A 24731-nucleotide genomic window follows, 5' to 3' on the forward strand; every position below is an offset into this window, starting at 1 on the left:
GCCGGGTCTTTCAAGGGTGCGGGCGTCCGAAGCTTTCGTTCTACCCTACCCTCCCTGCCCCTCTCCGGTACCCTCGTGGGTGAATGCCTGCTCCGACGGGGGTTTGATCCCATCGATGAACGGCTGGAACAGGTCTATGGGTACGGGGAGTATGATCGTCGAGTTCTGCTCGGTGGAGATCTCGGATATCGTCTGGAAGAGGCGCAACTGGACGGCGGTCGGGGTATCCAGCCGGTCCGCTGCCTGCCTGAGCCGGTCTGCCGCCTGATACTCACCCTCGGCCGCGATGATCTTGGCCCGCCGCTCCCGCTCGCTCTCGGCCTGGCGGGACATCGCCCGCTGCATCTGCTGCGGGATCTCGACGTCTTTGACCTCTATGACGCTGACTTTGATCCCCCAGGGCTCGGTCTGCTCGTCTATTATGCTCTGCAGCTCGGCGTTGATGGCCTCGCGGTTGGCGAGCAGATCGTCCAGCTCTTTCTTGCCCAGTACGCTCCTCAGGGTGGTCTGCGAGATCTGGGAGGTCGCCTGTACGTAGTCTTCCACCTCGATGACGCTCTTGTTCGGGTCCACCACCCGGAAGTAGATGACCGCCGTGACCCGGGCCGGCACGTTGTCGCGGGTTATGACGTCCTGAGGGGGCACGTCCATCGTGACCGTCCTGAGATCCACCTTGACCATCTTGTTCACCAGCGGGACCAGGAAGAACAGACCGGGTCCCTTGGCGCCTCCTTCGTAGACTCGCCCCAACCGGAACACCACACCACGCTCGTACTCTTTCAGGATCTTGACCGCGCTCGTCAACAGAAACACCCCGACGATGACGACGACAACGATGACGACGAGCGTCGCAACCCCGACCCCGGCCGCCTGTAAGATCATGAAAACCGTTCCTGCCGCCAACTCCAAACCCTCCTTACGGGTCCACGGGGGCTCGGGAAACCCCCGGATGACGTGGCCCCGTCCCCGGTCCGTGCGGGCGTCCCACGCAACCGAAAAAACCATCGTCCGCCGGGGACCGGGAAGATGGGGTGGTCAAAGTTGTGGGTCGTGGTGAAATCTCCGCCGCCTTGGTTTTGGACCGGGCTCTGCTGCTCGTGCTTTGCTACCTCTCTGCCGGGAGGGACAGCTGGATTATGGCGCTCCACGGGTAGAACAGGAGCTGCTTCGGCTGTCCGACGTGGGTCAGCGACGAGAGGGTCACGCCCCGGTCGTTGACCTCTTCGAGCCGGCCGCTGATGTACTCCGTGCTTGCTCCCGAGATGAAAACGAGGTCCACGGACTCCCCGACCCAGGCTTCCGGGACGGGCGTGCCGCCCACGCTGCTTCCCTTCCGCCGGTCTGCCTCACGGGAGCCGATGGCCCAGAGCCTCCTCGCGTTTTTTCGCTCGCTCTTTCGCAAGGTCTTGCTGCCAGCTCGCCGCCCGTTCGCCGCCGTGGGGACCATCCCGAAGCTCAAGCAGCAGCCGGCCGCCTTCGGTGCAGCTGACCCTCTCGAATGCGATCCTGGGCGTCTCCCCGTACCGTTCGATGCGTTCTTCGACCTGCCGGAGCAACACCTCATCGACCATCTCGAAGACCTTCTGTCCTTTGCGCATACCCCTTCTTTCCCCGCCCTCCGATATAAACGGGCTGCAAGCAACCCCGGCCGATGGGTCCTCCGTCCGGTCCGGACTTTCCGGTTCGCGCTGCGGCCGACCGCTACGCTGCAAGAGCTCCCTGCCGCCCGGCGTCTTACGTGTAGGCTTCTGCCTCCTCCTGCTGCTGCGCGGCCTGTGGATGATACGGGGTTATTGTATCACTCATTCCCAATGCCCGGGCGTGAGGGGCTCAGGCGAGGCCTTTTAGCATCCCGTTCCAGTACATCGCCGGCAGGGCCCGGGTCTTGATGAGCCAGTTCGTGTAGGTCTCCTTGCGGGAGTCGTGTTCCCACGGTGGAACGGTGGGCCGGGGCTTGAGGGTGTAGTCGAACTCGGCGAGCATCATCTTCCCGTAGTCGGTGACGAGCGGACAGGAGGTGTATCCGTCGTAGTCGTGGGAGTCTATCTTGAGGTCCACACCCTCCATGGCCCGCACCAGGTTGTACACCAGGACCGGGGCCTGCTTGCGTATGGCCGCGCCGGTCTTCGAGGTCGGCAGGTTGCTCGCGTCCCCGAGCGCGAAGACGTTCGGGTAGCGCACGTGCTGCAGGGTGTGCTTGTCCACTTCGACGTAGCCGGACTCGTTGGCGAGCGGGCTGCTCTTGATGAAGTCCGGGGCGCTCTGCGGCGGACAGAAATGCAGGAAGTCGTAGGACATCGTGACCCGTCTGGTCTCCTCGCCCTCCTTGACCTCGAAGTAAGCCTCCTTCTTCTCCGGGTCCACGGCGACGAGGTTGTGGTTGAAGATGGTCTGTATGTTCTTGCGCCGCATCACGCCTTCGAGCGCCTCGCGGTAGTACGGTGACGAGAAGAGGGATGGCTTGCCGTTCACGAACAGCTGGTTCACCCGCTCGCGGATCTTCGTGCGCCGCCAGTAGGAGTCCGCCATGTAGCAGATCTTCTGCGGTGCGCCACCGCACTTTATCGGACCGGCGGGCTCGACGAAGATCGCGGTCCCACCCTGGAAGCTGCGGATGCCTTCCCACGTCTTCTGTGCACCTTCGGCGGTGTAGTTGCTGTAGAGCCCGTCCCGGCCCAGATGCCCGTCGAGACCCTCTATCTTGTCGTAGTCGAGCTGGTGCCCGGGACAGACGACGAGGTAGTCGTAGCCGACCCTGCGCCCGCTCTCGGTCACGAGCTGGTCCTTCTCCGGCTCGAAGCCTTCGACCCGCTCCCGGATCCAGGTGACCCCCCGCGGGATGTAGTCCTCCTCCTTCCTTATGAAGTGCTCCTTCGGGAAGACCCCCGAGGCGACCAGCGTCCAGCCCGGCTGGTACATGTGCTGCTCGGAGGGCTCTATAACGGTTATCTCGGGGTGCCGTAGCTTACGCGCCAGACGGGCCGCAACCGTGAGCCCGGCCGTCCCCCCGCCGACGATGACCACCCTCCCCCGCGCCTCGCTCTTGAGCTCCCGGCTCGCCACGGCCGCAGCCGCCGCCGGAGCCGCGACCGCAAGCGCACCACCGGCCAGCAACGTACTCCTCACCTCCGGCATGGCTCCTCCTTCCTGCGGGCTTCTACGTCTCCGCTCTAGGGGTAATGCTAGCAACCACCCCGTCCACGGCCACCATCAAATGTAATGGATTTTATTATATAAACATAAGAATATCCTATGTGTGCTTTCGCGCAGATCGTCGCGAGACCGGGGGGATATTCATAGTCTCAAACTATATTAGTATAGTAATATATGAGATAAAAGCGAAGATGAGAGAGGGGTCATGAAGCTCAGGTCTCTGCAGGCGTTTTGTGCGGCGGTGGAGGAGGGGAGCGTCTCGGGGGCTGCGCAGCGGATGTACCTGTCACAGCCGAGCGTGAGCGAGCGTCTGGCGGAGCTCGAGCGGGAGGCGCGGGTACCGCTTCTCAAGCGTTCGCGGCGTGGGGTGGAACCTACGGAGCACGGGAGGCTGCTCTACGAGCAGGCGCGGCGGGCGCTGGACGAGGTTGAGGGGGTGGAGGAGGTATTGCACACGCTGCGTGGCCGGAGGGATTCCCGGCTGTACGTGGCGGCGAGTTCGACGCTCGGGGAGCATCTGTTCCCGGTATGGTTGCGGGGGTTTCGGGAGCGGGAGCCGGGGGTGCTGCCGGAGCTCTTCGTGGGCAACACCAGGGAGGTTTTGTCGCTGGTGGGGCGGGGGACGGTTGCCTTCGGCGTCATAGAGGGTGGTGAGGTGCGGGGGACGTTCGAGAGCGTACCGCTGCTGGAGGACGAGCTGGTCGTGGTGGTCGCGCCGGGTCATCCGTGGGTGCGGGAGGGTGTGGAGGCGGGGAAGCTCGGTTCTGAGCCGTTCATCTCGCGCGAGAAGGGATCGGGGACGCGGGAGGTGATAGAGCGGGCGGTCTCGGAGATGGGGATCGTGCTGGACGTGCGGATGGAGCTGGGGAGCACCGGGGCGATCAAGGAAGCGATAGAGGCCGGGCTCGGCTTCTCGCTGCTCTCGCGGGAGACGATACGCCTGGAGATAGAGGCCGGGCATCTGGCGGTTGCGGAGGGGTTCTCGATCCCGCGGCGGTTCACCATGATCCGCAACCCTTCGGCGGAGCTGAACCCGACGGAGCGGAAGTTCTTCGAGTACCTGCTCGGGATCTGTCGGCGGGATCTCTCTCAGAGGGTGTAGGTGATCCTGCCGTCCTCGACGCGCACCTCCAGGTAACCCGCCGCGGCGAGCTCGCCGAGCAGGCGGTCCGCTTCAGAGACGTTCAGGGAGGTCTCTATCGCCGCCCGGGCGGGCGTGAGCGACCCGCAGCGCTCGAGCGCGAGCAGGAGCTCCTTCTCGCCGTCGGCCTCGGCGGCGAGGCGGGCCCTGGTCTGAGCAAGTCCCGAGAGGCGGCTGCCGGCCCCGACCGCGAGCGGGAGGATCGCCCCGAAGATCAGCACCAGCCACCACAGGTGCGTGAGCGCGGAGAGCGGCCCCGAGATCAGGAGTATCGCCGCACCCCACCCCAGAAGAGCCCGGATGGAGAGCTTTATGGAGGCGACCTTCGCGTTCAGGCGCGCGATCTCCAGGTTGCCGTTGCGAACCTTCAGGCCTGTTCCCTGCTCTTCGTACATCTTTTGCTCCCCGAGAATCCGTACCCGCAAGAAGTATAGTGCCCCGGTGACGGAGATTGTATAGGAGGAGCCTATGGCTCGTTCGGGGGGCGAGTATGGTTCGGCTCTCGGGGCGTTGCTAGCATGGCCGGGAGAGTTCTATCTGTAGGAGGGTTACGAGGAGATTGGTTGGAGGAGGCCGCGATGGTGCAGGAGGGTTGGGGAAGATGATCCGAAAGAAACCGGCATTCTTTTCGGCTGTGGTTCTCGTCACGATCCTGGCGTTCGCCGTTCCGGCGGCCGCCCAGCAGGCCGTGCCCGATCTCTCCCGGTTCGGTTTCGGACGGGTGGTGGCGTCCGCGGACCTGCAGCCGGGGCAGGCTGCGACCGTTGGCAACGGCGAGATAAAGGCTGAGATACCTGCCAATGCTTTCTCGGATCCCGTACGTTTCGAGATATTGCAGGGGGAGAACTCCACCTTTCAACCTTACGCTCCGGCGGGTGAGGTCGTCGTCACCAACTTTGCGTTCCGGGTGACGGACCTCAAGACCGGTCAACTGGTGGGCATGTTCGAGGCGCCGGTGAAAGCCGTGATCGACAACCCGGCCATTTCCACGAGCAGCGGCTACTACGACGTAGAGCCGGGCAGCCCGATTCGAATCACGAAGAACCCCGTGCCGCCGGAGATAAGCGGCACCGAGCTCGTCCATCCCATCAAAGGAGCCGGGGTGGGTTGGGTGATCCTCGACCCTGCCGGGGCTCCCGGGCTGCCGGAGACCGGGGGGATGTCGGTCGGTGCGCTGGTCGGTGGGGTCCTCATTCTGGCGGGGGGTGTAATGACGCTCTACCTGCTCCGCTCGGCGGGGAGCCGGGTGTGAGCGCGTGAGCGTCCCCAGCGGCGTGTGGAGATAGAAGAGGAGGTTCCTTGGCGAACTACGGCTTCATCATAGACAACCGAAAATGCATCGGCTGTCACGCGTGCACGGTGGCGTGCAAAGCCGAGCACGAGGTGCCGCTCGGGGTGAACCGGACCTGGGTGAAGTACATCGAGAAGGGGGAATTCCCCGACACCCAGCGGGCCTTCCACGTGATGCGTTGCAACCACTGCGAGGACGCGCCCTGTGTCGAAGCCTGCCCGGTGACGGCGCTGTACATCCGCGACGACGGGATCGTGGACTTCAACAGCGACCGGTGCATCGGGTGCAAGGCCTGCACCCAGGCGTGTCCGTACGACGCCCTGTACATAGATCCCGACAGCCACACGGCGGCCAAGTGCAACTACTGCGCCCATCGGGTGGACATGGGACTCGAGCCCGCCTGCGTCAACGTCTGCCCGGAGCACGCGATCATAAGCGGGGACATGGACGATCCGACGACCGAGATCAGCCGCCTCCTCTCCCGCGAGAAGGTGACCACCCGCAGGCCGGAGAAGGGTACGAAGCCGAAGCTCTTCTACATAAACGGGGACGAGGCCGCGCTCACCCCCGACGACGCCCCCGTCGCGTCGGACTACATGTGGTCCAACCAGAGGCGGGGCGTCGGGCACCACGCCCCGGACAGCCCGAACGCCGGCGGAGGGGGTGTGCTGCAGGGGATCATCCCGCTCGGGAAGAAGCCGGGTCGTGGCGAGCCGGAGCCCCAACCCGAGCGGGCGCGGCGCACCTACGACGAGCCGAACAAGGGCGTGATGTGGGGCCGGGAGGTTCCCGCCTACGTCTGGACCAAGGCGATATCGGCCGGTGCGGCCGGGATCACGTTCCTCGCGGCCGGGCTCGGGGTGGCGCTCTCGGGGGTGGCCCTGTGGAGTGGGGCGTTGCTCGGGCTCGTGTTCCTGCTCGCCACCGGGGCGCTTCTCATCCTCGACCTCGACCGGCCGGACCGCTTCCACTACGTCCTGCTGCGGCCGCAGTGGAGGAGCTGGCTGGTAAAGGGCGCGTACATCATCACCGGCTTCGGGGCCCTGCTCGGGCTCTGGATGGTCGCCGAGGCGCTCGCCTTCTTCGGGGTTCTCCCGGACGAGGTGGGGCAGGAGGCGACCGCCGTGCTCGCCTGGCCGCTCGTCGCCGCCGCCGGGGCGACGGCCGTCTACACCGCGTACCTCTTCGCCCAGTCCAAGGGGCGCAGCTTCTGGCAGAGCCCGGCGCTCCCGGTGCACATGCTCACCCACGCCGCGGTCGCCGGGGCCGGGATGCTTCTGATCGCTTCGCTGTTCGTCGGGGGGCTCGCTCCTTTGCAGGGCATGCTCTCGGCCGTGCTCGCGGCGGGGCTTCTCGTCGGGCTGCTGGTCTTCTGGGCCGAGCTCGGCGTCAGGCACCCCGACCGCGATGCGGCGCGCGCGGCCGAGATGATCTACAAGGGGCGCTACCGGAGGCTCTTCTGGGGGGTCTCGGTCGGGCTGGGGAGCCTGGTTCCGCTCGGGCTCGTCGGGCTCTCGGCGCTCTTCGGGGTCCCGGTGCTCGCGGCCGCGGCCGGGGTCTTCGCGCTCGTCGGGATCTTCGCGACCGAGCACGCCTGGGTCGAGGCCCCGCAGCTCATCCCGCTGGCCTGAAGGTAGGAGGAGGAGAGAGTGACTCGCGTGGAACCGAAAAGACCGCTCATCGAGCGGGTGGCGACGAAACTCCACATCATTCCCGACGTGGACCAGCCGGAGCGGGGGGACGTGCGCCGGCTCGCGCCGGGCAGCTCGCTCACCGGATATCCCCCGCCCGAGCGGTGGGACGACTGGACGGAGTACGAGGCGAAAGGGTGGACCCGCCGACAGAAGAAGAGCTACCAGATCGTCCCGACCGTCTGTTTCAACTGCGAAGCCGCCTGCGGGCTGCTCGCCTACATAGACAAAGAGAGCCGCGAGGTCCGCAAGTTCGAGGGGCACCCGCTGCACCCCGGGAGCCGCGGACGCAACTGCGCCAAAGGACCTGCGACCATCAACCAGATCAAGGACCCCAGCCGCATCCTCTACCCTCTGAAGAGGAAGGGGCCGCGCGGATCGGGACAGTGGGAGCGCGTCTCCTGGGATGAAGCACTCGAAGACATAGCGCAGCGGGTGCGCCGGGCCATCGTGGAGGGGCGGCGCGACGAGATCTTCTACCACGTCGGCCGGCCCGGCTTCGAGCTCGAGCACATGGACCGCGTCTTCAAGGCGTGGGGCGTGGACGCCCATACCTCGCACACCAACGTCTGCTCCTCCGGCGGGCGGTTCGGGTACCAGGTGTGGGGTGGTTTCGACCGGCCCTCCCCCGACCACGCGAACGCCCGGGCCATAATACTGATGAGCTCCCACCTCGAGACCGGCCACTACTTCAACCCGCACGCCCAGCGCATCATCGAGGGCAAGATGAAGGGGGCGAAGCTCATCGTCGTCGACCCCCGCCTCTCCAACTCGGCGGCGATGGCCGACTACTGGTTGCCGGCCCGTCCGGGCTCGGAGGCCGCCCTCTTCCTTGCGATGGCGAAGGTGATCCTCGACGAGGGCCTCTACGACGCGGAGTACCTGCGCGACTGGACCAACTGGCCCGAGTACATGCAGAACAAACATCCGGAGAGGGAGCAGGACTCCTTCGACGCCTTCATCGAGGCTTTGAAAGAGGATTATGCCTCCTACACCCCAGAGTACGCCGAGAGGGAGAGCGGGGTCGAGGCCGGGAAGATAGTCGAGGTCGCCCGGGTCATCGGGGAGGCCGCGCCGCGCGTCGCCTCGCACACCTGGCGGGCGGCGACGGCGGCCAACCTGCACGGCTGGATGGCCGGCAGGGCGCTCGTCTTCCTGAACGTCCTCACCGGGAGCTGGGGCCGCAAGGGTGGGACCAACCCGAACGGCTGGAGCAAGTGGGTGCCGAAGTTCTGGAAGCACCCCGAGCCGCAGAAGGCGTGGAACTCTCTCAACTACCCGGACGAGTACCCGCTCGCCAACTACGAGATGAGCTTCCTCATCCCGCATTTCCTCATGGAAGGGCGTGGGAGGATGGAGGTGTACTTCAGCCGGGTCATCAACCCGGTGTGGACCTTCCCGGACGGCTTCAGCTGGATGGAGGTCCTGCAGAACGAGGAGTACGTCGGCTGCCACGTGGCCCTGACGCCGACGTGGAACGAGACGGCGTACTTCGCCGACTACGTGCTTCCTTTGGGGCACGGCCCGGAGCGTCACGACCTGATGAGCCAGGAGACCCACTCGGGAACCTGGCTGTCTTTCAGGCAGCCGGTCTTGAGAGAGGCGGCGAGGCGGCGGGGGGAGAAGATCACTTACACCTACGAAGCCAACCCCGGCGAGGTCTGGGAGGACGACGAGTTCTGGATCGAGCTCTCCTGGAAGATAGACCCGGACGGGGCTCTGGGCATCCGGGAACACTTCGAGAGCCCCTACCGGCCCGGCGAGAAACTCACCGTCGAGGAGTACTACCGCTGGATCTTCGAGAACGCCGTACCCGGCCTGCCGGAGAAGGCCGCCGAGGAGGGGCTCACGCCGCTCGAGTACATGAGACGTTACGGGGCCTTCGAGATAAAGCGCGAGACGTACGAGCGCCACATGCGCATCCTCTCTCCCGAGGAGGTGGAGGGTGCCCGCGTCGAACCGGACGGCACCCTCACCACCGAAGAGAGCCGCAGCGAGGGGGTCATAAGGGAGAAACGCCGTCTGCCGCACGTCGGGGTGCAGGTGAAGGGTGAACCCCGCGAAGGTTTCCCGACCAGGAGCGGCAAGCTCGAGATCTTCTCCCGGACGCTCGCCGAGTGGGGCTGGCCCGAGTACGCCACGCCCTGCTACGAGAAGAGCCACGTCCACCCGGAGAACCTCGAGGAGGGGCAGCTCGTCCTCAACGCCACCTTCCGTCTGCCCACGCTCATCCACACCCGTAGCGGAAACTCCAAGTGGCTCAACGAGATCTCCAACAAGAACCCGCTCTGGATCCACCCGAAGGACGCCGAGGAGCGCGGCATAGAGACCGGGGACCTGGTTCGGGTCGTGACCGAGATCGGCTACTCGGTGAACCACGCGTGGGTCACCGAGGGGATAACGCCGGGTGTCGTCGCCTGCTCGCACCACCTGGGTCGCTGGCGCAGGAGGCAGGACCAGGCGGACCGCTGGTCGAACGCCCTGGTCGAGATAGAGCGGGCCGAGGACGGCACCTGGAGGATGCGCCAGATCGAGGGCCCCGGGCCCTACGAGTCTTCCGACCCCGACACCAAGCGCATCTTCTGGGGGGACGGCGGGGTGCACCAGAACCTCACCTTCCCGGTCCATCCAGACCCGATAAGCGGGATGCACTGCTGGCATCAGGCCGTCTTCGTCGAGAAGGCCCGCGAGGGAGACCGCTACGGGGACGTCTACGTGGATACGAAGAAGAGCCTCGAGGTCTACCGTCGGTGGCTCGCGATGACCCGACCCGGCCCCTTGAAGAACGGGCTCAGGCGGCCGGAGGTCTTCGACCGTCCCTTCCGTCCCGCCCGCGAGATGTTCTTCGTCCGGCCCGAAGGCGGCTGAGGCGGGGATAGAGGGGTGTTATCCTTTCGCTGTGTGGTGAGAGGCGGCGGGACCTTGACCGGAGGCGGAGCTTGAAGTCCTTCTGGCGCGGGATGCTCGAGGGGAAGGCCGAGCGACCTTCGCGAGACGCGGAGATCAGAGAACACCTGGCCAACGAGAGGACCCTACTCGCGTGGGTCAGGACGGGGGTCGGCCTGATCTCGGTGGGCTTCGTCGTCGAGCGGGCCGGTGCCCTGGTGGCCGGCACACAGGGAGGGGGAGCGGGAGCTTCGGAGATCTTCGGCATCTTGATGGTCGCCCTGGGGTGCGTGACCCTGATCGCCGGCTCCATACAGTTCTTCCGCAACCGGCGCATGATCCGGGAGGGGTACTTCTTCGCGAGCTTCGCCCCTTACATGGTGGTGGTCGTGGGCAGCCTTCTTCTGGCCACCGCCTTCATCGTCTACGCTCTGGTGGGAGGCTAGGGTGCGGGGCGAGATTCCGGAAGGGGAGACGCTCTGGCGGGAGGTGCTCGCCAGCGAGCGGACCATGCTCTCCTGGGTGCGCAGCGGCCTCAACGCCATAGGTTTCGGTGTACTGCTGCACGCGATCGCCCAGGCCTCGAGCATCCTGCTTGGAGGGCACGGTCGTGTGTCTCTGTCGGAGCTCTCGTTCATCGGGCTCACGGTTGTCGCGATCGGGGGGCTCATAGAGGTCGTGGCCCTGATCCTGTTCATCAGGTTCAGGAGGAACATAAGACAGGGTTATTTCACCAGCTGGGTGACGCTGTACCTGCTGATCGCGCTCGGCGTGCTGCTCTTCGGGACGGCCTTCATCACCTACATAATGGTCGCCTGAGGGCCTGATCCCGGCGCCTTTCACCCTCGTTGGTCTTCTTTTCTCCTGGACTTCCTCCTCCGGAGGACCAGGAGAGCGATCAGCGACAGCCCGGCGATCAGCGATGCGGTGGCCGCACCGGCGTGCCTCTGCAGCGCGTTCTGCAGGGTGAGGGAGAGGCCTTCGCCGGCCGGTGCCGGAAGGCTGCCGGTGCCCCCGGTGGCGATGAACAGGACCCCGAGCAGCGAGAACATGGCCCCCGAGATCAGGCTCGTGCTATGCAACCGGAACCTGCCGAGCGAGACCTCTTTCCCCCGCAGCCAGCGCCTGTGCCCGAGATCCATCTTCTCCCACAGGAGCGCCAGCGCGAAGAGCGGCGCCGCCATCCCCGCTGCGTATACCGCGAGCAGCAGCGCCCCGTACGGCGCGTTCGCGGAGGACGCTGCGATGGTGAGGACGGCGCCGAGTATCGGGCCGGAGCAGAACCCTCCGAATCCGTAGACCGTCCCGAGGGCGAACGTGGAGAGCGCGGAGCCGACCGGGATCTTCTGCTGCAGGCGTACCGCGGACCCGAGGTCGAATCCTCTCCCGGCGACCTGCATTACCCCGAAGGCGATCATGAGCGCTCCCGCGGCCACGATGAGGGCCTGGCGGTGCCCGTAGAAGAGCCTGCTCGCGGCGGCCAGACCCATGCCGAGCGGGACGAGCGTGACGAGGAGCCCGGCGTAGAAGACCACGGTCATCCCGAGGAGCCGCCGTCTCTCCCGAAAGGCGTAGGCGAAGAACGCCGGGAGCAGAAGCGCGCTGCACGGGCTCAGGAGCGACAGCAGACCACCGAAGAACGCGGCGGCCAGAGAGGCCTGAACCATGGTTCAGCGCCCGGATTCCCTGCTGGCCTGCCGGATCGCCCGGACGAAGACCTGGTAGGGCTGCGCCCCGACGAGCCTTCGGCCGTTGATGAAGAAGGTGGGTGTGCCGGAGATCCCCAGGCTCTGCCCCCGGGCGAAGTCTCTTTTTACCGCTCCCGCGTACTTCGCTCCCTCGAAGTCAGACCTGAACTTCCCGACGTCGAGGTGGGCTTGCCGGGCCAGCGAGATCAGCTTCGCATCCGAGAACGCCCCGGAGTTGGGACGCCCCTGGTTCTCGTAGAGCAGGTCGTGGTATTCCCAGAACTTGCCCTGGGCCTGCGCCGCCCGCGCCGCGAGCGCGGCGTTGACCGACTCCTGACCAAGGTAGGGGAAGTCACGCCACACCAGCCTGACTTCACCACTGCGTACGTAGCGGGCGACGATCCTGGGCTCCACCTGACGGGCGAACCGCCCGCAGTACGGACACTGAAAGTCGGCGTACTCGACTATGGTCACCGGTGCATCCCGGCGCCCCAGGGAGGGCGACCCGAGGAGCCTCCCTCCACCAACCTCCGCCTGCGCCCCCGACGTACCTGCAGACGAACTCCCTCCACCACCGGACCCCGCACCACACCCGGAGAGGACCGCCAGAAACACCAGAGCGGCGAGGAGCGAGAGAGCTCCCCGTATCATCCCGCGCAGGCCCGATTCCCTCAGAAAAGGATATGTGCCGGAAGGTTCCATGGCCGGCATTATAATGCTATCTGACGATGTATTCATACAAAGTTCGTGGGAGGGTGTCGTGGACCAGGCAGGCCGGTGGATACTGGACCTCGTGGCGCGGTTGCTGGTATGGCTCGAGCCGTACATGTCGTGGGGGATAGGGTATCTACGGGAGGGGTCTGTGGTGGGGGTCGGGCTGGCGGCGGTGGCCGGTGTGGCGCTCGGGCTGACCCCGGCCACGTACCTGATGATGCCGGTCGTGGTGGGATGTACGGCCGGTGGTGGATCTGGGACCAGGCTGCGGGCGTCGTGGATCAGCGCCGCGTTCGTGTTGGGGATGAGCACCACGTACATGCTGCTCGGGGCGGCTTTCGGTTTTGCGGGGCTGGCTCTCATGAACCTGCTCAACCGCTCGGTGTGGCTCTGGTACGGTCTGCTCGCACCGTTTCTGCTGGTGATGGGGCTGAGGCTGCTCGGGCTGGTGCGCTTCGAGCTGCCGCTGTTCACCTCACCGGACCCGGAGAAGGCCCGCCGGGGGATGCTCGGGGCGTATCTATTGGGGCTTCCGTCCGGGCTTGCCGGATGTCCGTCCTGTGCCCTGATCCTCCCTTCCGCGCTCGCCGCCGTCGCCGCGAGCGGGAACCCTTTCGTCGGAGCCCTCACCATGCTCGCCCTGGGCCTCGGACAGGGGGCCGTGCTCGTCGTCGCAGGTACTTTCGGAGGTTCGCTGGTCGGCGGCAAGGGAGGCCTGAGAACCGCCTACCGCCTCGCCGTGGAGAAAGCCCTGGGCCTACTCCTCCTCGTCTCCGGCCTCTACTTCGCCTGGAGAGCCGGGATCTGGCTCCTCTGAACCCGTCGGCGTAAAAAGTACGTGAAATGTTTCTCATCCCACGCTCCATCACCTCATCGCTCACGTAGAATATCCTTCATCAACTTAATCGTTATATAGGAAATTAAGAGCGAGTGAAGGGTTGGTGCATGGGAGAGATGGTTTTCGTCGGGCTTGGGGCTGCGGCGCTCATAGGGGTTTCTCTGGGCGTGATGGGGGCCGGGGGGTCCATTCTGGCGGTGCCGGTCTTCATATATCTGCTTGGTTTCGGGGTAAAGGAGGCGGTGGCGTCCAGCCTGGTGATGGTTGGTCTGACGAGCCTGCTCGGGTCTTGGGCCTATCTCAGGAGGGGGTTCATAAACACGAAGCTGGCGCTCTCCTTCGGGCTTTTGACGATGGCCGGGGCCTTTGCTGGGGCGCACCTGGCCCGGTTCATGAGCGGGCCGGAGCAGATGCTGTTGTTCTCCCTGGTGATGCTGGCGGCGGCGGTGATGATGCTGGTGCGCGACGCCGCGAGGGGGGGCGGAGGATCTGATGGAGCGGAGGCACCGGGCGGGCTGAGGAGGGTGATCGTGCTCGCCCCGCTGGGCTTCGCCGTCGGCGTGCTCACCGGCCTCGTGGGGGTCGGAGGGGGGTTTTTGATCGTCCCCGTTCTCGTCCTCGCCGCGCGCATGTCGATGAAGGAGGCTGCGGGAACCTCGCTGCTGGTGATCTTCCTCAACTCCGCCGCCGCCTTCGCCGGTTATCTGGGGCAGGTGAGCCTCGACTGGCCCCTTTTGGCCGCCTTCGTCGCAGTGGCTGTCGCGGGGAGCCTGGCCGGCGCCCGCCTCGCGAGCGCGCTGCCCGAACGCGGCCTGCAGCGGGGGCTCGCCCTCTTCCTCATCGGGCTCTCCTCCGTGATCCTCTACCAGAATTTCGGCCCCTTGCTGCACCATTTCCAGGCCTTCTTGTATCTGCATGAGTATGTAGTAATATAAAGCCTCGTAAAGTGAGTGCGAGTGGGAGGTTCTAACAAGATGAGCGTGACGCGTGAAGGGTATGTGATCTCCGGCAGGACCGGGCTTCCTTTCGAGGAGGTCGTCGAGCGGGCGCGAAGCCTGCTGGCGGAGGCCGGTTACGGGGTACTCTGTGAGATAGACGTTGCTGCGAAGCTCAAGGAGAAGCTTGGGGTGGAGCGTGAGCCGTACGTGATCCTCGGGGCCTGCAACCCGCCGCTGGCGAACGAGGCCCTGGGGGCCGAGCCCGACCTCGGGGCGCTTCTACCGTGCAACCTGGCCGTCTACCGGCAGGATGGGCGTACGGTGGTGGCTGCGGTCGAGCCCGAGACCATGCTCTCCGTGGTGGGCAACGAGAAGCTCGACCCGATCGCGCGGCGGGTCCGGGGGGACTTCGAGCGCATCGTGGGCGAGCTCACCGGTGGTGAGGAGTAAGGAGGTTCTGGGGCGGTATGTCGAAGGTCGTGGTCTTCACCACGTCGAGCTGTCCGTGGTGCAGGAGGGCGAAGCGGTACCTGCAGGAGAAGCGGGTTCCTTTCAAAGAGATCAACGTAGAGCGTGACCCGGCGGCAGCGCGGGATCTGGTGCGCAAGACGGGCTCTGCCGGCGTGCCGGTGATAAAGATCGGCAGCAAGTGGATCGTCGGTTTCGACCGGCCGCGCATCGACCAGGAGCTCGCCCGCCGGGCTTCGTGAGGATTTTCAGAGACGGGAGGTTTTCGAGAGATGGCAGTTCCGGTACAGGTCGGAGAAGAGAATTTCGAGGAGGAAGTTCTGAACTCCGACGTCCCCGTGATCGTGGACTTCTGGGCTGAGTGGTGCGCTCCCTGCCGGGCGGTGGCGCCGGTGATGGAGAAGATCGCCGAGGAGTACGACGGCCGGGTCAAGGTGGCGAAGGTGAACGTCGACGCCGAGCCCGGTATAGCGGGGCGGTTCGGTATATCGAGCATACCGACGATCGCCTTCTTCGAGCCGGGTAAACAGCCGCAGGCCGTCGTCGGGGCCCTGCCCAAGGGGATGATAGAGGAGGCCTTCGGGCTCGAGCGTTTCGCCGGGGAGGCCGCCTGATGTTCGGGTGGCTCTTCGGCGGCGGGTCTTCGGTGCCGGACCTCTCCCCGCGCGAGGCTTACGAGAAGCTCTCCTCCGACGGCGCCGTGCTGCTCGACGTGCGCGAGTACGACGAGTGGGAGGCCGGCCGGGTCCCCGGTGCGCTGCACATCCCGCTCGGCGAGCTGCAGGAGCGCCGCCAGGATCTTCCGCAGGAGCGCCAGATCCTGACGATCTGCCGCTCCGGGAGCCGCAGCGCGATGGCGGCGAAGATGCTCTCCGAGGGGGGCGTCGACGTCGCCAACGTCTCGGGGGGCGTCAGGAGCTGGAAGAAGGAGGGGCTCCCCTTCGAGGGGCGCGTGGCCTGAGAGGGTATCCCCGGCCGATTCTGGAGTAAAGAAGAGGGGGGCGGGTCGTACGACCCGCCCCCCTCTTCTTGTCTTGCAGATATCCTCAGGAGGAGAGCACGAGCCCTTCCAGACGGCCGGAGAGCCGGCTCTCCACCGAGCCGCACATGAGATCGCACAGCTCATAGACCTTCTCGTCCGCTATGCGGTAGTAGGAGCTCGTCCCCTGCTTGCGACGCTTCACCACCCCCGCGTCCAGCAGTATCCCGAGGTGCTTGGAGACGTTGGCCTGCAGCCCCCCCGTCTCCTCCACCAGCTCGGATACCTTCTTCTCACCGTCCATGAGCGCATAGACGAGCTTCAGCCGCATCGGCTCGGCGAACACCTTGAACTGCTCGGCCACGAGCTCGAAGCCCTCCTCAGAGAGCCTGCGTCTTCCGGCTCCTGCCATCTTCACCTCGCTCTCCTGTAAAGATCTCCACGAATCATACCTTGATGATTATACGGCAATATGGAGAGATGGGCAGGCATCGTCTGGGGGATCTCTTTGTTTGTGGGCCGTTCGAGGGGGGTGGGCTGGTAGAATCTGTGACGTCGTGGAGTATACGAAGACCAAGAACCTGCCGGAGAGCGTCGACATCCTGGTCCTCGACGGGTCGGGGGTGTTGCGGACCGACGTCGGGGTGGAGGAGCTGCCCGAGCATCTCGCTGATCCCGAGGCGCTGATCTGGTGCGACATCTACAGTGTGGAGGGGGGGCAGAACGGGCGCTACGGCGAGCTGTTGCGCGAGGTCTTCGAGTTCGACGACCTCACGATAGAGGACTGCTTCACCAGGAGCCATCTGCCCAAGGTGGACATCTACGACGACTACCTGTTCATCGCGCTCTTTTCCTTCCACCTCTCGGAGAAGACCCGCCGGGTGCAGACCGTCGAGATAGACATGTACGTGGGGCCCAACTACGTCGTGTGCGTCCACCCGCGGCCCCTGCGGGAGCTCGAACGGGTGAGGAGGCGGCTGCTCAAGGGTGACGAGTTCGTCTCGGCGCTTCCGGCCAACGTCGCGCACACGGTCTTCGACGCGGTCGTCGACGAGTACCTCCCGATAATGAACCGGCTCTCGGCGATGGTCGACGGCATAGAGGACAGGCTTCTGGCCGAAGAGGCCGACGCGGACTCTCCGGTGCTCGACTCGCTCTTCCACCTCAAGCACGAGCTGACGGCCCTCAGGCGGCTCGCGGTGCCTCTGCGCGACGTGATAAGCGTGCTGCTTCGGCCGACCACCCGGCTCATCCCCGAGGAGAGCCGGATGCACTACGACGACGTGCGCGACCACCTCGACCGGGTGGTGGACATGATCGACACCATGCGCGACTACCTCGCGGGGTCTCTCGAGATCTACACCACTCAGCAGACCCAGAGGATAAACAAGACCATGCAGCGGCTGACGGCCATCTCGACCATCTTCCTCCCGCTCACCTTCATCACCGGCGTCTACGGGATGAACTTCAGCCACGAGAACTTCCTCGCGCAGCACAACCCCTATGGCATGTACATCGTGAGCGGGGTCATGATGCTGCTCGGGGTGGCGATGATCTTCTACCTGTACTGGAAGAAGATGATCTGAGGCCCCGGCGTCCTTCGTGCGCCCGTAGCGTAAACCATGGGGCCTGGCGGGGCGGGGGCAGGGCTGCTGTTATAATCGTTTGCGGTTTATGTTTTCGGGAGTGCGAGAGTGGTGGAACGGTAGACACGCTAGATTTAGGATCTAGTGCCCTTCACGGGCGTGCGGGTTCAAATCCCGCCTCTCGCACTGCGCATGACGCGACGAGCTGAAGAAGCGGCCTGTAGACGAGAAGAGTTGGAGTAAATGACGGCGAACGTAACCAAACTGGAAGACAACAAGGTCCGGATCGAGGTGGAGGTTCCACCCGAGGCGGTCAGGGAGGGGGTCGAGGCGAAGGTCAGGGAGCTGCGCCAGAAGGTGCGGGTTCCCGGTTTCCGGCCGGGCAAGGCCCCCCGGCGGATGCTCGAGAGCCATCTCGGCCGCGACTACATCTACATGGAGGCGCTGCAGGACCGGCTGCCTTCCTGGTACTCGCAGGCCGTCATCGAGCAGAACCTCCGCCCGATAGACCGGCCCGAGATCCACTTCGACGAGCCGCTCGACGAGGAGGAGGGCTTCCGGTTCTCCGCGACGGTGGCCGTGCGCCCCGAGGCGAAGCTCGGCCGTTACAAGGGACTCGAGGTCCCCAAGAGGAAGGTCGAGATAACCGAGGAGGACGTCGAGGCGCGCCTGGAGGAGCTCCGGGGCCAGTTCGCCACGCTCGGTGCGGTCGAGGACAGGCCGGTCGCGGAGGGCGACTTCGTCATCCTGGACTTCAACGGCGAGAAGATGACCGGGGGCGAGGTGCCCGGGGCTTCGGCCGAGGACTACATGCTCGAAGTCGGGAGCGGCGAGATCCTGGAGGACTTCGAGAAGAACCTCGTCGGGATGAAGGCCGGGGAGCGCAAGCAGTTCGCCGTCACCTTCCCGATGGACTACGAGGAGGAGTCGCTGCGCGGGCAGTCGGTCCTCTTCCGGGTGCACGTCAAGGAGATCAAGGAGCGCGAGCTCCCGCCGCTCGACGACGAGTTCGCCAAGGAGGCGAGCGAGTTCGAGACGCTCGATGAGCTGCGGGGGGCCATCCGGGAGGAGCTCGAGGAGGCCGCCCGGCGGCAGGTCGAGGGCGAGTTCCGCACGGCGGTGCTCGACGCGGTGGCGAAGGAGGCCGAGGTCGAGGTTCCCGAGGTCATGGTCGAGGACAAGGCCGAGGAGATGGTCGAGAGCTTCGAGCGGAGCATCCGGGCGCAGGGGGTCGACCCCGAGAGCTACTACCGGATGGCCGGGGTGAGCCGGGACGAGATGAAGGAGCGCGTCCGGGACGACGCCGCGGACACGGTCAAGAAGGAGCTCGTGCTCGACGCGGTCGTCGCGGCCGAGGGCATCGAGCCCGACAGGGAGCAGATCGAGCACGAGATAGGCCACATCGCCGAGGACGGTGGTCGCAAGCCGGAAGAGGTCGCCGAGACGATGCGCAGGAACGGCACCTACCAGATCCTCGAGGAGGAGTTCGCCCGGCAGAAGGCACTCGATTTTTTGGTGGAGAACGCCGTCCCGACCGAGATGCCCGAAGAGGAAGAAGAGAAGGTCGAGGCCGCCGCCGAGGGTGGCGGGGCCGCGGAGAAGAGCGCAACCGGAGAGGAGTAAGAGGAGATGCAGAGGTTCGACCCACAGGGGGTCATCCCCTACGTGATAGAGCAGAGCCCGCGCGGCGAGCGGGCGATGGACATCTACTCGCGGCTTCTGAAGGACAGGATCATCTTCCTCGGGACGCCGGTGGACGACCAGGTCGCCAACGCCATAATGGCGCAGCTGTTGCACCTGGAGAGCGAGGATCCCGAGCAGGACATCAACCTGTACATAAACTCCCCCGGCGGGAGCGTGACGGCGGGGCTCGCGATCTACGACACGATGCAGTTCATCCAGCCCGACGTCGTCACGACCGCGCTCGGGATGGCCGCGTCGATGGGGGCCTTCCTGCTCGCCGCGGGGGCGAAGGGCAAGCGCAACGCGCTCCCGAACACCCGGATACTCCTGCACCAGCCGAGCACGCAGGGCATCGGCGGGCAGGCCTCCGACGTCGAGATCTACGCGCAGGAGCTGGTGAGGACCAAGCGCCGCCTCAACGAGATCCTCTCCGAGAGGACCGGGCAGCCCTACGAGCGGATCGAGCGCGACACCGACCGGGACTACATCATGGGCCCGGAGGAGGCGGTCGAGTACGGCGTCATAGACAACATCATCCGGCGTCACTAGCGGCATGACGAGCGAGAGCCTGGGGAGGATGCGATGAGAGACCCGTCCGACCAGTTGCAGTGCTCCTTCTGCGGCAAGAGCCAGCGGCAGGTGAGGAAGCTTATCGCCGGTCCTGGCGTCTACATCTGCGACGAGTGCATCGAGCTCTGCAACGAGATAATAGACGAGGAGTTCTCCTCGCCGGACGTCCTCAAGGAGGACGACCTCCCCAAGCCCCGCGAGATAAACCGCATCCTGAGCGAGTACGTCATCGGGCAGGAGGAGGCGAAGAAGGTCCTCTCGGTGGCGGTCTACAACCACTACAAGAGGATCCAGATGGGCTCTGAGTCGCCCGACGGCACCGAGCTGCAGAAGTCCAACATCCTGCTCATCGGGCCGACCGGCAGCGGCAAGACGCTGCTTGCCCAGACGCTCGCCCGCATCCTCAACGTCCCCTTCGCGATAGCCGACGCGACCGCTCTGACCGAGGCCGGCTACGTCGGTGAGGACGTCGAGAACATCCTGCTCAAGCTCATCCAGGCCGCCGACTTCGACGTGAAGAAGGCGGAGACCGGGATCATCTACATCGACGAGATCGACAAGATCGCCCGCAAGGCCGACAACCCCTCCATAACCCGCGACGTCTCGGGGGAGGGCGTGCAGCAGGCACTCCTGAAGATCCTGGAGGGGACGGTCGCGAGCGTCCCGCCGCAGGGGGGCAGGAAGCATCCCCACCAGGACTTCCTGCAGATAGACACCAAGAACATCCTGTTCATCTGCGGCGGCGCCTTCGGCGGGCTCGAGGAGATAATCCGCCGGCGGATCGGCAAGAAGAGCATCGGCTTCGGCAGCAGCCTCGACGCGCGCGGCAAGGAGGACCCGGACGAGATCCTGCGCCACGTCCAGCCGGAGGATCTTCTGAAGTACGGGCTCATCCCGGAGTTCGTCGGCCGGCTGCCGGTCATCTCGACGCTGCGGGGTCTCGGGGAGAAAGACCTGGTGCGCATCCTCACCGAGCCGAAGAACGCGCTGGTCAGGCAGTACCGGCAGTTCTTCCGCTACGACAAGGTCGACCTCACCTTCACCGAGGAGGCGCTCGCCGCCATAGCGCGCAAGGCGCTCGAGCGCGGCACCGGGGCGCGGGGCCTCAGGAGCATCATCGAGGCGACCCTGTTGCCGACGATGTACGAGCTGCCGAGCCGGTCGGACGTGGCGCGGTGCGTGGTGGACGCCGACACCGTCACCGACGGGGTGCAGCCCACGCTCGTGACCCACTCCGGCGAGTCCAAGTACACCTACGACGAGGAAGAGACGGCCTAAGAAGAGGAGAGTTGAAGCAGAGCGAGATCCCCAAGACCTACGACCCCGCCTCGGTCGAGCGGCGCGTCTACGAGGAGTGGCGGCGCGCCGGGGTCTTCGAGGCGGACCCGAGCCCGGAGAGAGAGCCCTACTGCATAGTCATGCCCCCGCCGAACGTCACCGGGGCGCTGCACATGGGGCACGCGCTCAACGGTGCGATCCAGGACGCCCTGATCCGGCGGGCGAAGATGAAGGGGTACGAGGCGCTGTGGCTGCCGGGCGTGGACCACGCCTCGATAGCGCTGCAGAACGTCGTCGAGCGCAAGCTCACCCGCGAGGAGGGGCTCTCCAAGTGGGACGTCGGGCGGGAGCGCTTCGTCGAGCTGTGTCGGGAGTTCGCCGACGAGTCGCGGCACAGGATCCTCGGGCAGCTCGAGCGGCTCGGGGCGGCGGTGGACTGGCGGCGGCTGCGCTACACGATGGACGAGCGCTACGCCGACGCGGTGCTCGAGGCTTTCATCGAGCTCTTCAACGCCGGGTTCATCTACCGGGGGGAGCGCATCACCAACTGGTGCCCGCGCGACCGCTCGGCGATCAGCGACCTGGAGGTCAACTACGAGGAGGTCGAGGGGAAGCTCTACGGGCTGCGCTACCCGTTCGTCGACGGTAAGGGGCCCGGCCCGGACGGCAGGCCCTACGCCGAGGTCTTCTCGACCCGCCCGGAGACGATGCTCGGGGATGTGGCGCTCGTCGTCAACCCCGAGGACGATCGGTACCGGGAGCTCGTCGGGCGGCGGGTGGCGGTGCCGTTCGTGGGGCGGGAGATCGAGGTCTTCGCCGACCCCTACGTGGACCCGTCCTTCGGGACGGGGGTTCTGAAGGTCACCCCGGCGCACGACCCGAACGACTTCGAGATCGGACGCCGGCTCGGGCTGGAGCCGGTGAACGTCCTCAACCCCGACGGGACGATCAACGAGAACGGCGGGCGCTTCGCCGGGCTCGACCGCGGAGAGGCGCGCGAGGCCGTCGTGCGAGCGCTGGCGGAGGAGGGGCTGCTCGGGGAGGTGAGGGACCACACCCACCGCGTCGGGCACTGCGACCGGTGCGGGACCGTGATCGAGCCCTGGCTCACCGAGCAGTGGTGGATCTCGATGCGCGAGCTCGCGAGGCCCGCGATAGAGGCGCTCGAGAAGGGTGAGATCACGGTCTACCCCGACTCCTGGCGGCGCGAGACGATCCGGTGGCTCGAGAACATCCAGGACTGGAACGTCTCCCGGCAGCTGTGGTGGGGGCACCGCATCCCGATCTGGTACGGGCCCGACGGGGAGGTGGTCGCGGCCAAAGAGCCCCCGGGGGAGGGCTTCGAGCAGGACCCGGACGTGCTCGACACCTGGTTCTCCTCGGCGCTCTGGCCGTTCGCCACGCTCGGCTGGCCGGAGGAGACCGAGGAGCTGAAATACTTCTACCCGACGAGCCTCCTCTCGACGGCGCGCGAGATAATGTACCTGTGGGTGGCCCGGATGATCATGATGGGGCTCAGGTTCCGCGGGGAGATCCCGTTCCGCAAGATAAACGTCCACTCGATCGTGCTGGCCGAGGACGGGACGAAGATGAGCAAGTCCAAGGGGAACACGATCGACCCGCTGGACCTCTTCGAGGAGTACGGGACCGACGCGGTGCGCTTCGGGCTTTTGCACCAGTCCTCGACGCAGGATTTCCCCTACTCGCACGAGCGGGCCGAGATGGGCCGCGGCTTCATAACCAAGCTTTGGAACATGATGCGGTTCATCGCCGGGTACGAGGGGGCGGGGGAGGGGGGACCCTCCGTTTCGGACCGCTGGATCCTCTCGGCGTTCAACCGCACCGCCCGCCGCTACGACGAGCTCCTCGAGGAATGCGAGTTCTCCGAGGCGATGCGCCTCGTCTACGACTTCGCCTGGCACGAGTTCGCCGACTGGTACATCGAGATCGCCAAGGTCGCGCCCTCCGCCGAGACGCCGCGCGTCCTGCGCGAGGTCTTCTCCGGGATACTGCGGCTGCTACACCCGGTGATGCCGTTCGCGACCGAGGAGATGTCCCGTCTGCTCGGGCACGAGCGGATGCTCGTGGAGCAGGGGTTCCCTCGCTACGATCCGGCGCTCGAAGACGAGGAGGCCGAGGAGACGCTCGGGCGCACCATGGAGGCGGTCTCCGCCGTCCGGGCGTTCCGGGCCGAGAGCGGGGTGGACGGGGAGCTGGAGGGGCTCGTCCCGGAGGGGGTCGAGCCCGAGGTCTTCACCGCGCTCGCCGGGGTGCGGCCGGCGGAGAGCCTGGACGGTGCGGCGAAGGCCACGCTGCCGGCGGGCGGGTCTTTCGTCGAGCTCTCGCTCTCCGAGGAGATGAGGCAGCGCGAGCTCTCGCGGCTGCGCAGGGAGATCGGGCGGGTCGAGAAGGAGATCGCCCGCGCCGAGGGGAAGCTCTCGAACGAGAAGTTCGTCGAGCGGGCCCCGGCCGAGGTGGTCGGCCGCGAGCGCGAGAAGCTCGAGACCAACCGCCGCACGCTCGAGACGCTCTCGAAGCGCCTTGAAGAGCTCCGGTAACAAGCTCCGCGGCTACGGCGAGGTCTGCGCCGCGCTCGACGCCCGGCAGCGGATAACGCTCGGCCTTGAGCGCATGGAGCGGCTGCTCTCGCTGCTCGGGGAGCCGCAGAGGGACTTCGGCACCGTGCAGGTCGTGGGGACGAACGGCAAGGGGACGACGACCGTCACCCTGGCCGCGGCGCTCACCGCCTGCGGGCACCCCGCCGGGGCGTACCTCTCACCGCACCTCATCTCCTACACGGAGCGCATCCTGTTGCCCTCGGGGTACGTCTCGGAGGAGGAGTTCGCCCGGGTGATGGACCGCGTGATGCGCCTCGACGACGAGATGGGGGTCGGGGCGTCGCAGTTCGAGATCCTGACGGCCGGGGCGCTGCTCCTCTTCCGGGAGGCCGGGCTCGGGTGGACGGTGCTCGAGGCGGGGATGGGCGCCCGCCACGACGCGACCTCGGTGGTGCGTCCGCTGGTGGTGGTGCTGACCAACGTCGGGCTCGACCACACCGAGTACCTGGGGGAGACCGTCGAGGAGATCGCGCGCGAGAAGCTCGCGAGCGTGCAGCCCGGCGGGACGCTCGTGCTCGGGACCGGAGACCCGCTGGTCGTCCGCCTGGCCCGCGAGCGGTGCGGGGAGACCGGGGCGCGGCTGGTTCCGGTTTCCGGCGGCGCGGTGGAGTGGGACCGGCTGGCCCCCTACGCGGCCCGGGACGCCGCGCTCGGGCTCCGGGCGGCGGAGGTCGTGCTCGGGAGGGCTCTCGGAGATCGGGAGCGGAAAGAAGCGCTCGAGCGGGCCGCCGGGGTGCTCCCCGGGCGCTTCGAGGTGCACGAGAGGGAGGGGGTCCCGGTCGTCGTCGACGGGGGGCACAACCCGCCCGGCATCCGGGCCACCATAGAGGCCGTGGCGGCGCGCTTCGGCGGGCGGCCGCTCGGGATCGTCTTCGGGTGCTTGCGGGACAAGGAAGTTGCAAGTATGCTTGATGCCGTGGCCGGGGCCTCCGACGCGCTGGTTCTCACCCGGCCCGAGAGCGGGCGGGCCGCGGACCCGCACCGGCTGATCGTCGAGCATGACCCGAGGGACCGCCGGGGGAAGGAGGCTGTCGTGGTGGAGGAGGTAGGAGAGGCCGTGGGCCGGATGGTGGAGAAGATGCGGCGCGAGGGGGGGGTGGTGCTGGTGACCGGCTCGCTCTACACCTGCGCCGCGGCGATAAGGTGGCTGCGTGAGGGGTAGGAGCATCTGGAGGGCCGCCGGGCTCCTCCTCCTGGGGGCCTTCGCCG

General features: G+C 66.3%; 26 protein-coding genes and 1 tRNA gene. 19 read left to right on the plus strand and 8 right to left on the minus strand.

All coding sequences use genetic code 11. The annotated features are described in order from the left end of the window. Nucleotides 1-45: 45 nt before the first annotated feature. From AC6EKW_RS03600 to AC6EKW_RS03615, 4 genes are all read right to left on the minus strand, one after another. The gene (locus tag AC6EKW_RS03600; RefSeq protein ID WP_498513753.1) at nt 46-882 is read right to left on the minus strand and encodes a slipin family protein; all 837 of its coding nucleotides are present in this window, start codon (nt 880-882) and stop codon (nt 46-48) included. 223 nt (nt 883-1105) lie between these two features. Next, nucleotides 1106-1321, minus strand: coding sequence for a hypothetical protein (locus tag AC6EKW_RS03605; RefSeq protein WP_498513723.1), 216 nt, complete (start codon nt 1319-1321; stop codon nt 1106-1108). A gap of 25 nt (nt 1322-1346) precedes the next feature. After that, nucleotides 1347-1598: a hypothetical protein gene (locus tag AC6EKW_RS03610; protein ID WP_273887014.1), complete on the minus strand. Its 252-nt coding sequence runs from the start codon at nt 1596-1598 to the stop codon at nt 1347-1349. Nucleotides 1599-1830: 232 nt separating this feature from the next. Beyond that, nucleotides 1831-3135 carry an NAD(P)/FAD-dependent oxidoreductase gene (locus tag AC6EKW_RS03615; protein WP_498513724.1) on the minus strand — a complete coding sequence of 435 codons (1305 nt, stop codon included), beginning with the start codon at nt 3133-3135 and terminating at the stop codon, nt 1831-1833. Between the two features lie 223 nt (nt 3136-3358). Here AC6EKW_RS03615 and AC6EKW_RS03620 point away from each other — a divergent pair, with 223 nt between their 5' ends. Further along, the gene (locus AC6EKW_RS03620) at nt 3359-4255 is read left to right on the plus strand and encodes a LysR family transcriptional regulator (protein ID WP_498513725.1); all 897 of its coding nucleotides are present in this window, start codon (nt 3359-3361) and stop codon (nt 4253-4255) included. On the opposite strand, the gene AC6EKW_RS03625 is transcribed toward AC6EKW_RS03620, so the two are convergent. Next, entirely contained in the window at nt 4243-4689 is a 447-nt protein-coding gene (locus tag AC6EKW_RS03625; protein WP_273846163.1) for a hypothetical protein, read from the minus strand. The two genes, AC6EKW_RS03620 and AC6EKW_RS03625, sit on opposite strands and share 13 nt — an antisense overlap. 206 nt (nt 4690-4895) lie before the next feature. Between AC6EKW_RS03625 and AC6EKW_RS03630 the strand changes: the two genes are divergently transcribed. From AC6EKW_RS03630 to AC6EKW_RS03650, 5 genes are all read left to right on the plus strand, one after another. Further along, on the plus strand, nt 4896-5546 hold the full coding sequence (locus AC6EKW_RS03630; RefSeq protein WP_498513726.1) for a hypothetical protein: 651 nt from the start codon (nt 4896-4898) through the stop codon (nt 5544-5546). A gap of 47 nt (nt 5547-5593) precedes the next feature. Further along, complete coding sequence (locus AC6EKW_RS03635; protein ID WP_498513727.1) at nt 5594-7216, plus strand: 4Fe-4S dicluster domain-containing protein; 1623 nt, start codon at nt 5594-5596, stop codon at nt 7214-7216. Nucleotides 7217-7243: 27 nt separating this feature from the next. Beyond that, complete coding sequence (locus tag AC6EKW_RS03640; RefSeq protein WP_498513728.1) at nt 7244-10144, plus strand: molybdopterin-dependent oxidoreductase; 2901 nt, start codon at nt 7244-7246, stop codon at nt 10142-10144. A 71-nt stretch (nt 10145-10215) separates the two neighbouring features. Then, nucleotides 10216-10608, plus strand: coding sequence for a YidH family protein (locus tag AC6EKW_RS03645; protein ID WP_273887020.1), 393 nt, complete (start codon nt 10216-10218; stop codon nt 10606-10608). A 1-nt stretch (nt 10609) separates the two neighbouring features. Beyond that, nucleotides 10610-10981: a YidH family protein gene (locus AC6EKW_RS03650; protein ID WP_273887021.1), complete on the plus strand. Its 372-nt coding sequence runs from the start codon at nt 10610-10612 to the stop codon at nt 10979-10981. Between the two features lie 20 nt (nt 10982-11001). On the opposite strand, the gene AC6EKW_RS03655 is transcribed toward AC6EKW_RS03650, so the two are convergent. After that, a complete protein-coding gene (locus tag AC6EKW_RS03655; protein ID WP_273887022.1) occupies nt 11002-11829 on the minus strand; it encodes a cytochrome c biogenesis CcdA family protein in 828 nt (275 codons plus the stop codon). 3 nt (nt 11830-11832) lie between these two features. Next, nucleotides 11833-12501 carry a DsbA family protein gene (locus AC6EKW_RS03660; RefSeq protein ID WP_273887023.1) on the minus strand — a complete coding sequence of 223 codons (669 nt, stop codon included), beginning with the start codon at nt 12499-12501 and terminating at the stop codon, nt 11833-11835. Between the two features lie 109 nt (nt 12502-12610). Here AC6EKW_RS03660 and AC6EKW_RS03665 point away from each other — a divergent pair, with 109 nt between their 5' ends. From AC6EKW_RS03665 to AC6EKW_RS03690, 6 genes are all read left to right on the plus strand, one after another. Beyond that, nucleotides 12611-13381 (plus strand): cytochrome c biogenesis CcdA family protein, encoded by a 771-nt coding sequence (locus AC6EKW_RS03665; protein WP_273887024.1) that lies wholly within the window; start codon nt 12611-12613, stop codon nt 13379-13381. A 128-nt stretch (nt 13382-13509) separates the two neighbouring features. Continuing rightward, nucleotides 13510-14337, plus strand: a complete 828-nt coding sequence (locus AC6EKW_RS03670; RefSeq protein WP_498513729.1) for a sulfite exporter TauE/SafE family protein — start codon at nt 13510-13512, stop codon at nt 14335-14337. A 39-nt stretch (nt 14338-14376) separates the two neighbouring features. Further along, nucleotides 14377-14790: a DUF302 domain-containing protein gene (locus AC6EKW_RS03675; RefSeq protein WP_273887026.1), complete on the plus strand. Its 414-nt coding sequence runs from the start codon at nt 14377-14379 to the stop codon at nt 14788-14790. A 17-nt stretch (nt 14791-14807) separates the two neighbouring features. After that, on the plus strand, nt 14808-15050 hold the full coding sequence (locus AC6EKW_RS03680) for a glutaredoxin family protein (protein ID WP_273887027.1): 243 nt from the start codon (nt 14808-14810) through the stop codon (nt 15048-15050). A 30-nt stretch (nt 15051-15080) separates the two neighbouring features. After that, on the plus strand, nt 15081-15422 hold the full coding sequence (gene trxA / locus AC6EKW_RS03685; RefSeq protein WP_273887028.1) for a thioredoxin: 342 nt from the start codon (nt 15081-15083) through the stop codon (nt 15420-15422). Then, complete coding sequence (locus AC6EKW_RS03690) at nt 15422-15769, plus strand: rhodanese-like domain-containing protein (RefSeq protein WP_273887029.1); 348 nt, start codon at nt 15422-15424, stop codon at nt 15767-15769. Before trxA ends, AC6EKW_RS03690 begins: the two co-directional genes overlap by 1 nt. 85 nt (nt 15770-15854) lie before the next feature. Here AC6EKW_RS03690 and AC6EKW_RS03695 read toward each other — a convergent pair whose 3' ends face one another. Then, on the minus strand, nt 15855-16199 hold the full coding sequence (locus AC6EKW_RS03695; RefSeq protein ID WP_273887094.1) for an ArsR/SmtB family transcription factor: 345 nt from the start codon (nt 16197-16199) through the stop codon (nt 15855-15857). 145 nt (nt 16200-16344) lie between these two features. Here AC6EKW_RS03695 and AC6EKW_RS03700 point away from each other — a divergent pair, with 145 nt between their 5' ends. The 7 genes from AC6EKW_RS03700 to AC6EKW_RS03730 all read left to right on the plus strand — a co-directional run bounded on the left by AC6EKW_RS03700 (nt 16345) and on the right by AC6EKW_RS03730 (nt 24684). Then, nucleotides 16345-17373 carry a magnesium transporter CorA family protein gene (locus AC6EKW_RS03700; RefSeq protein ID WP_273887030.1) on the plus strand — a complete coding sequence of 343 codons (1029 nt, stop codon included), beginning with the start codon at nt 16345-16347 and terminating at the stop codon, nt 17371-17373. Between the two features lie 102 nt (nt 17374-17475). Beyond that, nucleotides 17476-17559, plus strand: a tRNA-Leu gene (locus AC6EKW_RS03705). Nucleotides 17560-17616: 57 nt separating this feature from the next. After that, nucleotides 17617-18996 (plus strand): trigger factor, encoded by a 1380-nt coding sequence (gene tig, locus AC6EKW_RS03710; RefSeq protein WP_273846139.1) that lies wholly within the window; start codon nt 17617-17619, stop codon nt 18994-18996. A 6-nt stretch (nt 18997-19002) separates the two neighbouring features. Further along, the gene (locus AC6EKW_RS03715) at nt 19003-19605 is read left to right on the plus strand and encodes an ATP-dependent Clp protease proteolytic subunit (protein WP_498513730.1); all 603 of its coding nucleotides are present in this window, start codon (nt 19003-19005) and stop codon (nt 19603-19605) included. A gap of 33 nt (nt 19606-19638) precedes the next feature. Next, complete coding sequence (gene clpX, locus AC6EKW_RS03720) at nt 19639-20904, plus strand: ATP-dependent Clp protease ATP-binding subunit ClpX (RefSeq protein ID WP_498513731.1); 1266 nt, start codon at nt 19639-19641, stop codon at nt 20902-20904. An 11-nt stretch (nt 20905-20915) separates the two neighbouring features. After that, nucleotides 20916-23462 carry a valine--tRNA ligase gene (locus tag AC6EKW_RS03725; RefSeq protein ID WP_498513732.1) on the plus strand — a complete coding sequence of 849 codons (2547 nt, stop codon included), beginning with the start codon at nt 20916-20918 and terminating at the stop codon, nt 23460-23462. Beyond that, nucleotides 23446-24684 (plus strand): bifunctional folylpolyglutamate synthase/dihydrofolate synthase, encoded by a 1239-nt coding sequence (locus AC6EKW_RS03730; protein ID WP_498513733.1) that lies wholly within the window; start codon nt 23446-23448, stop codon nt 24682-24684. Before AC6EKW_RS03725 ends, AC6EKW_RS03730 begins: the two co-directional genes overlap by 17 nt. Nucleotides 24685-24731: the final 47 nt, after the last annotated feature.

Source organism: Rubrobacter sp. M3-4 (assembly GCF_059772285.1).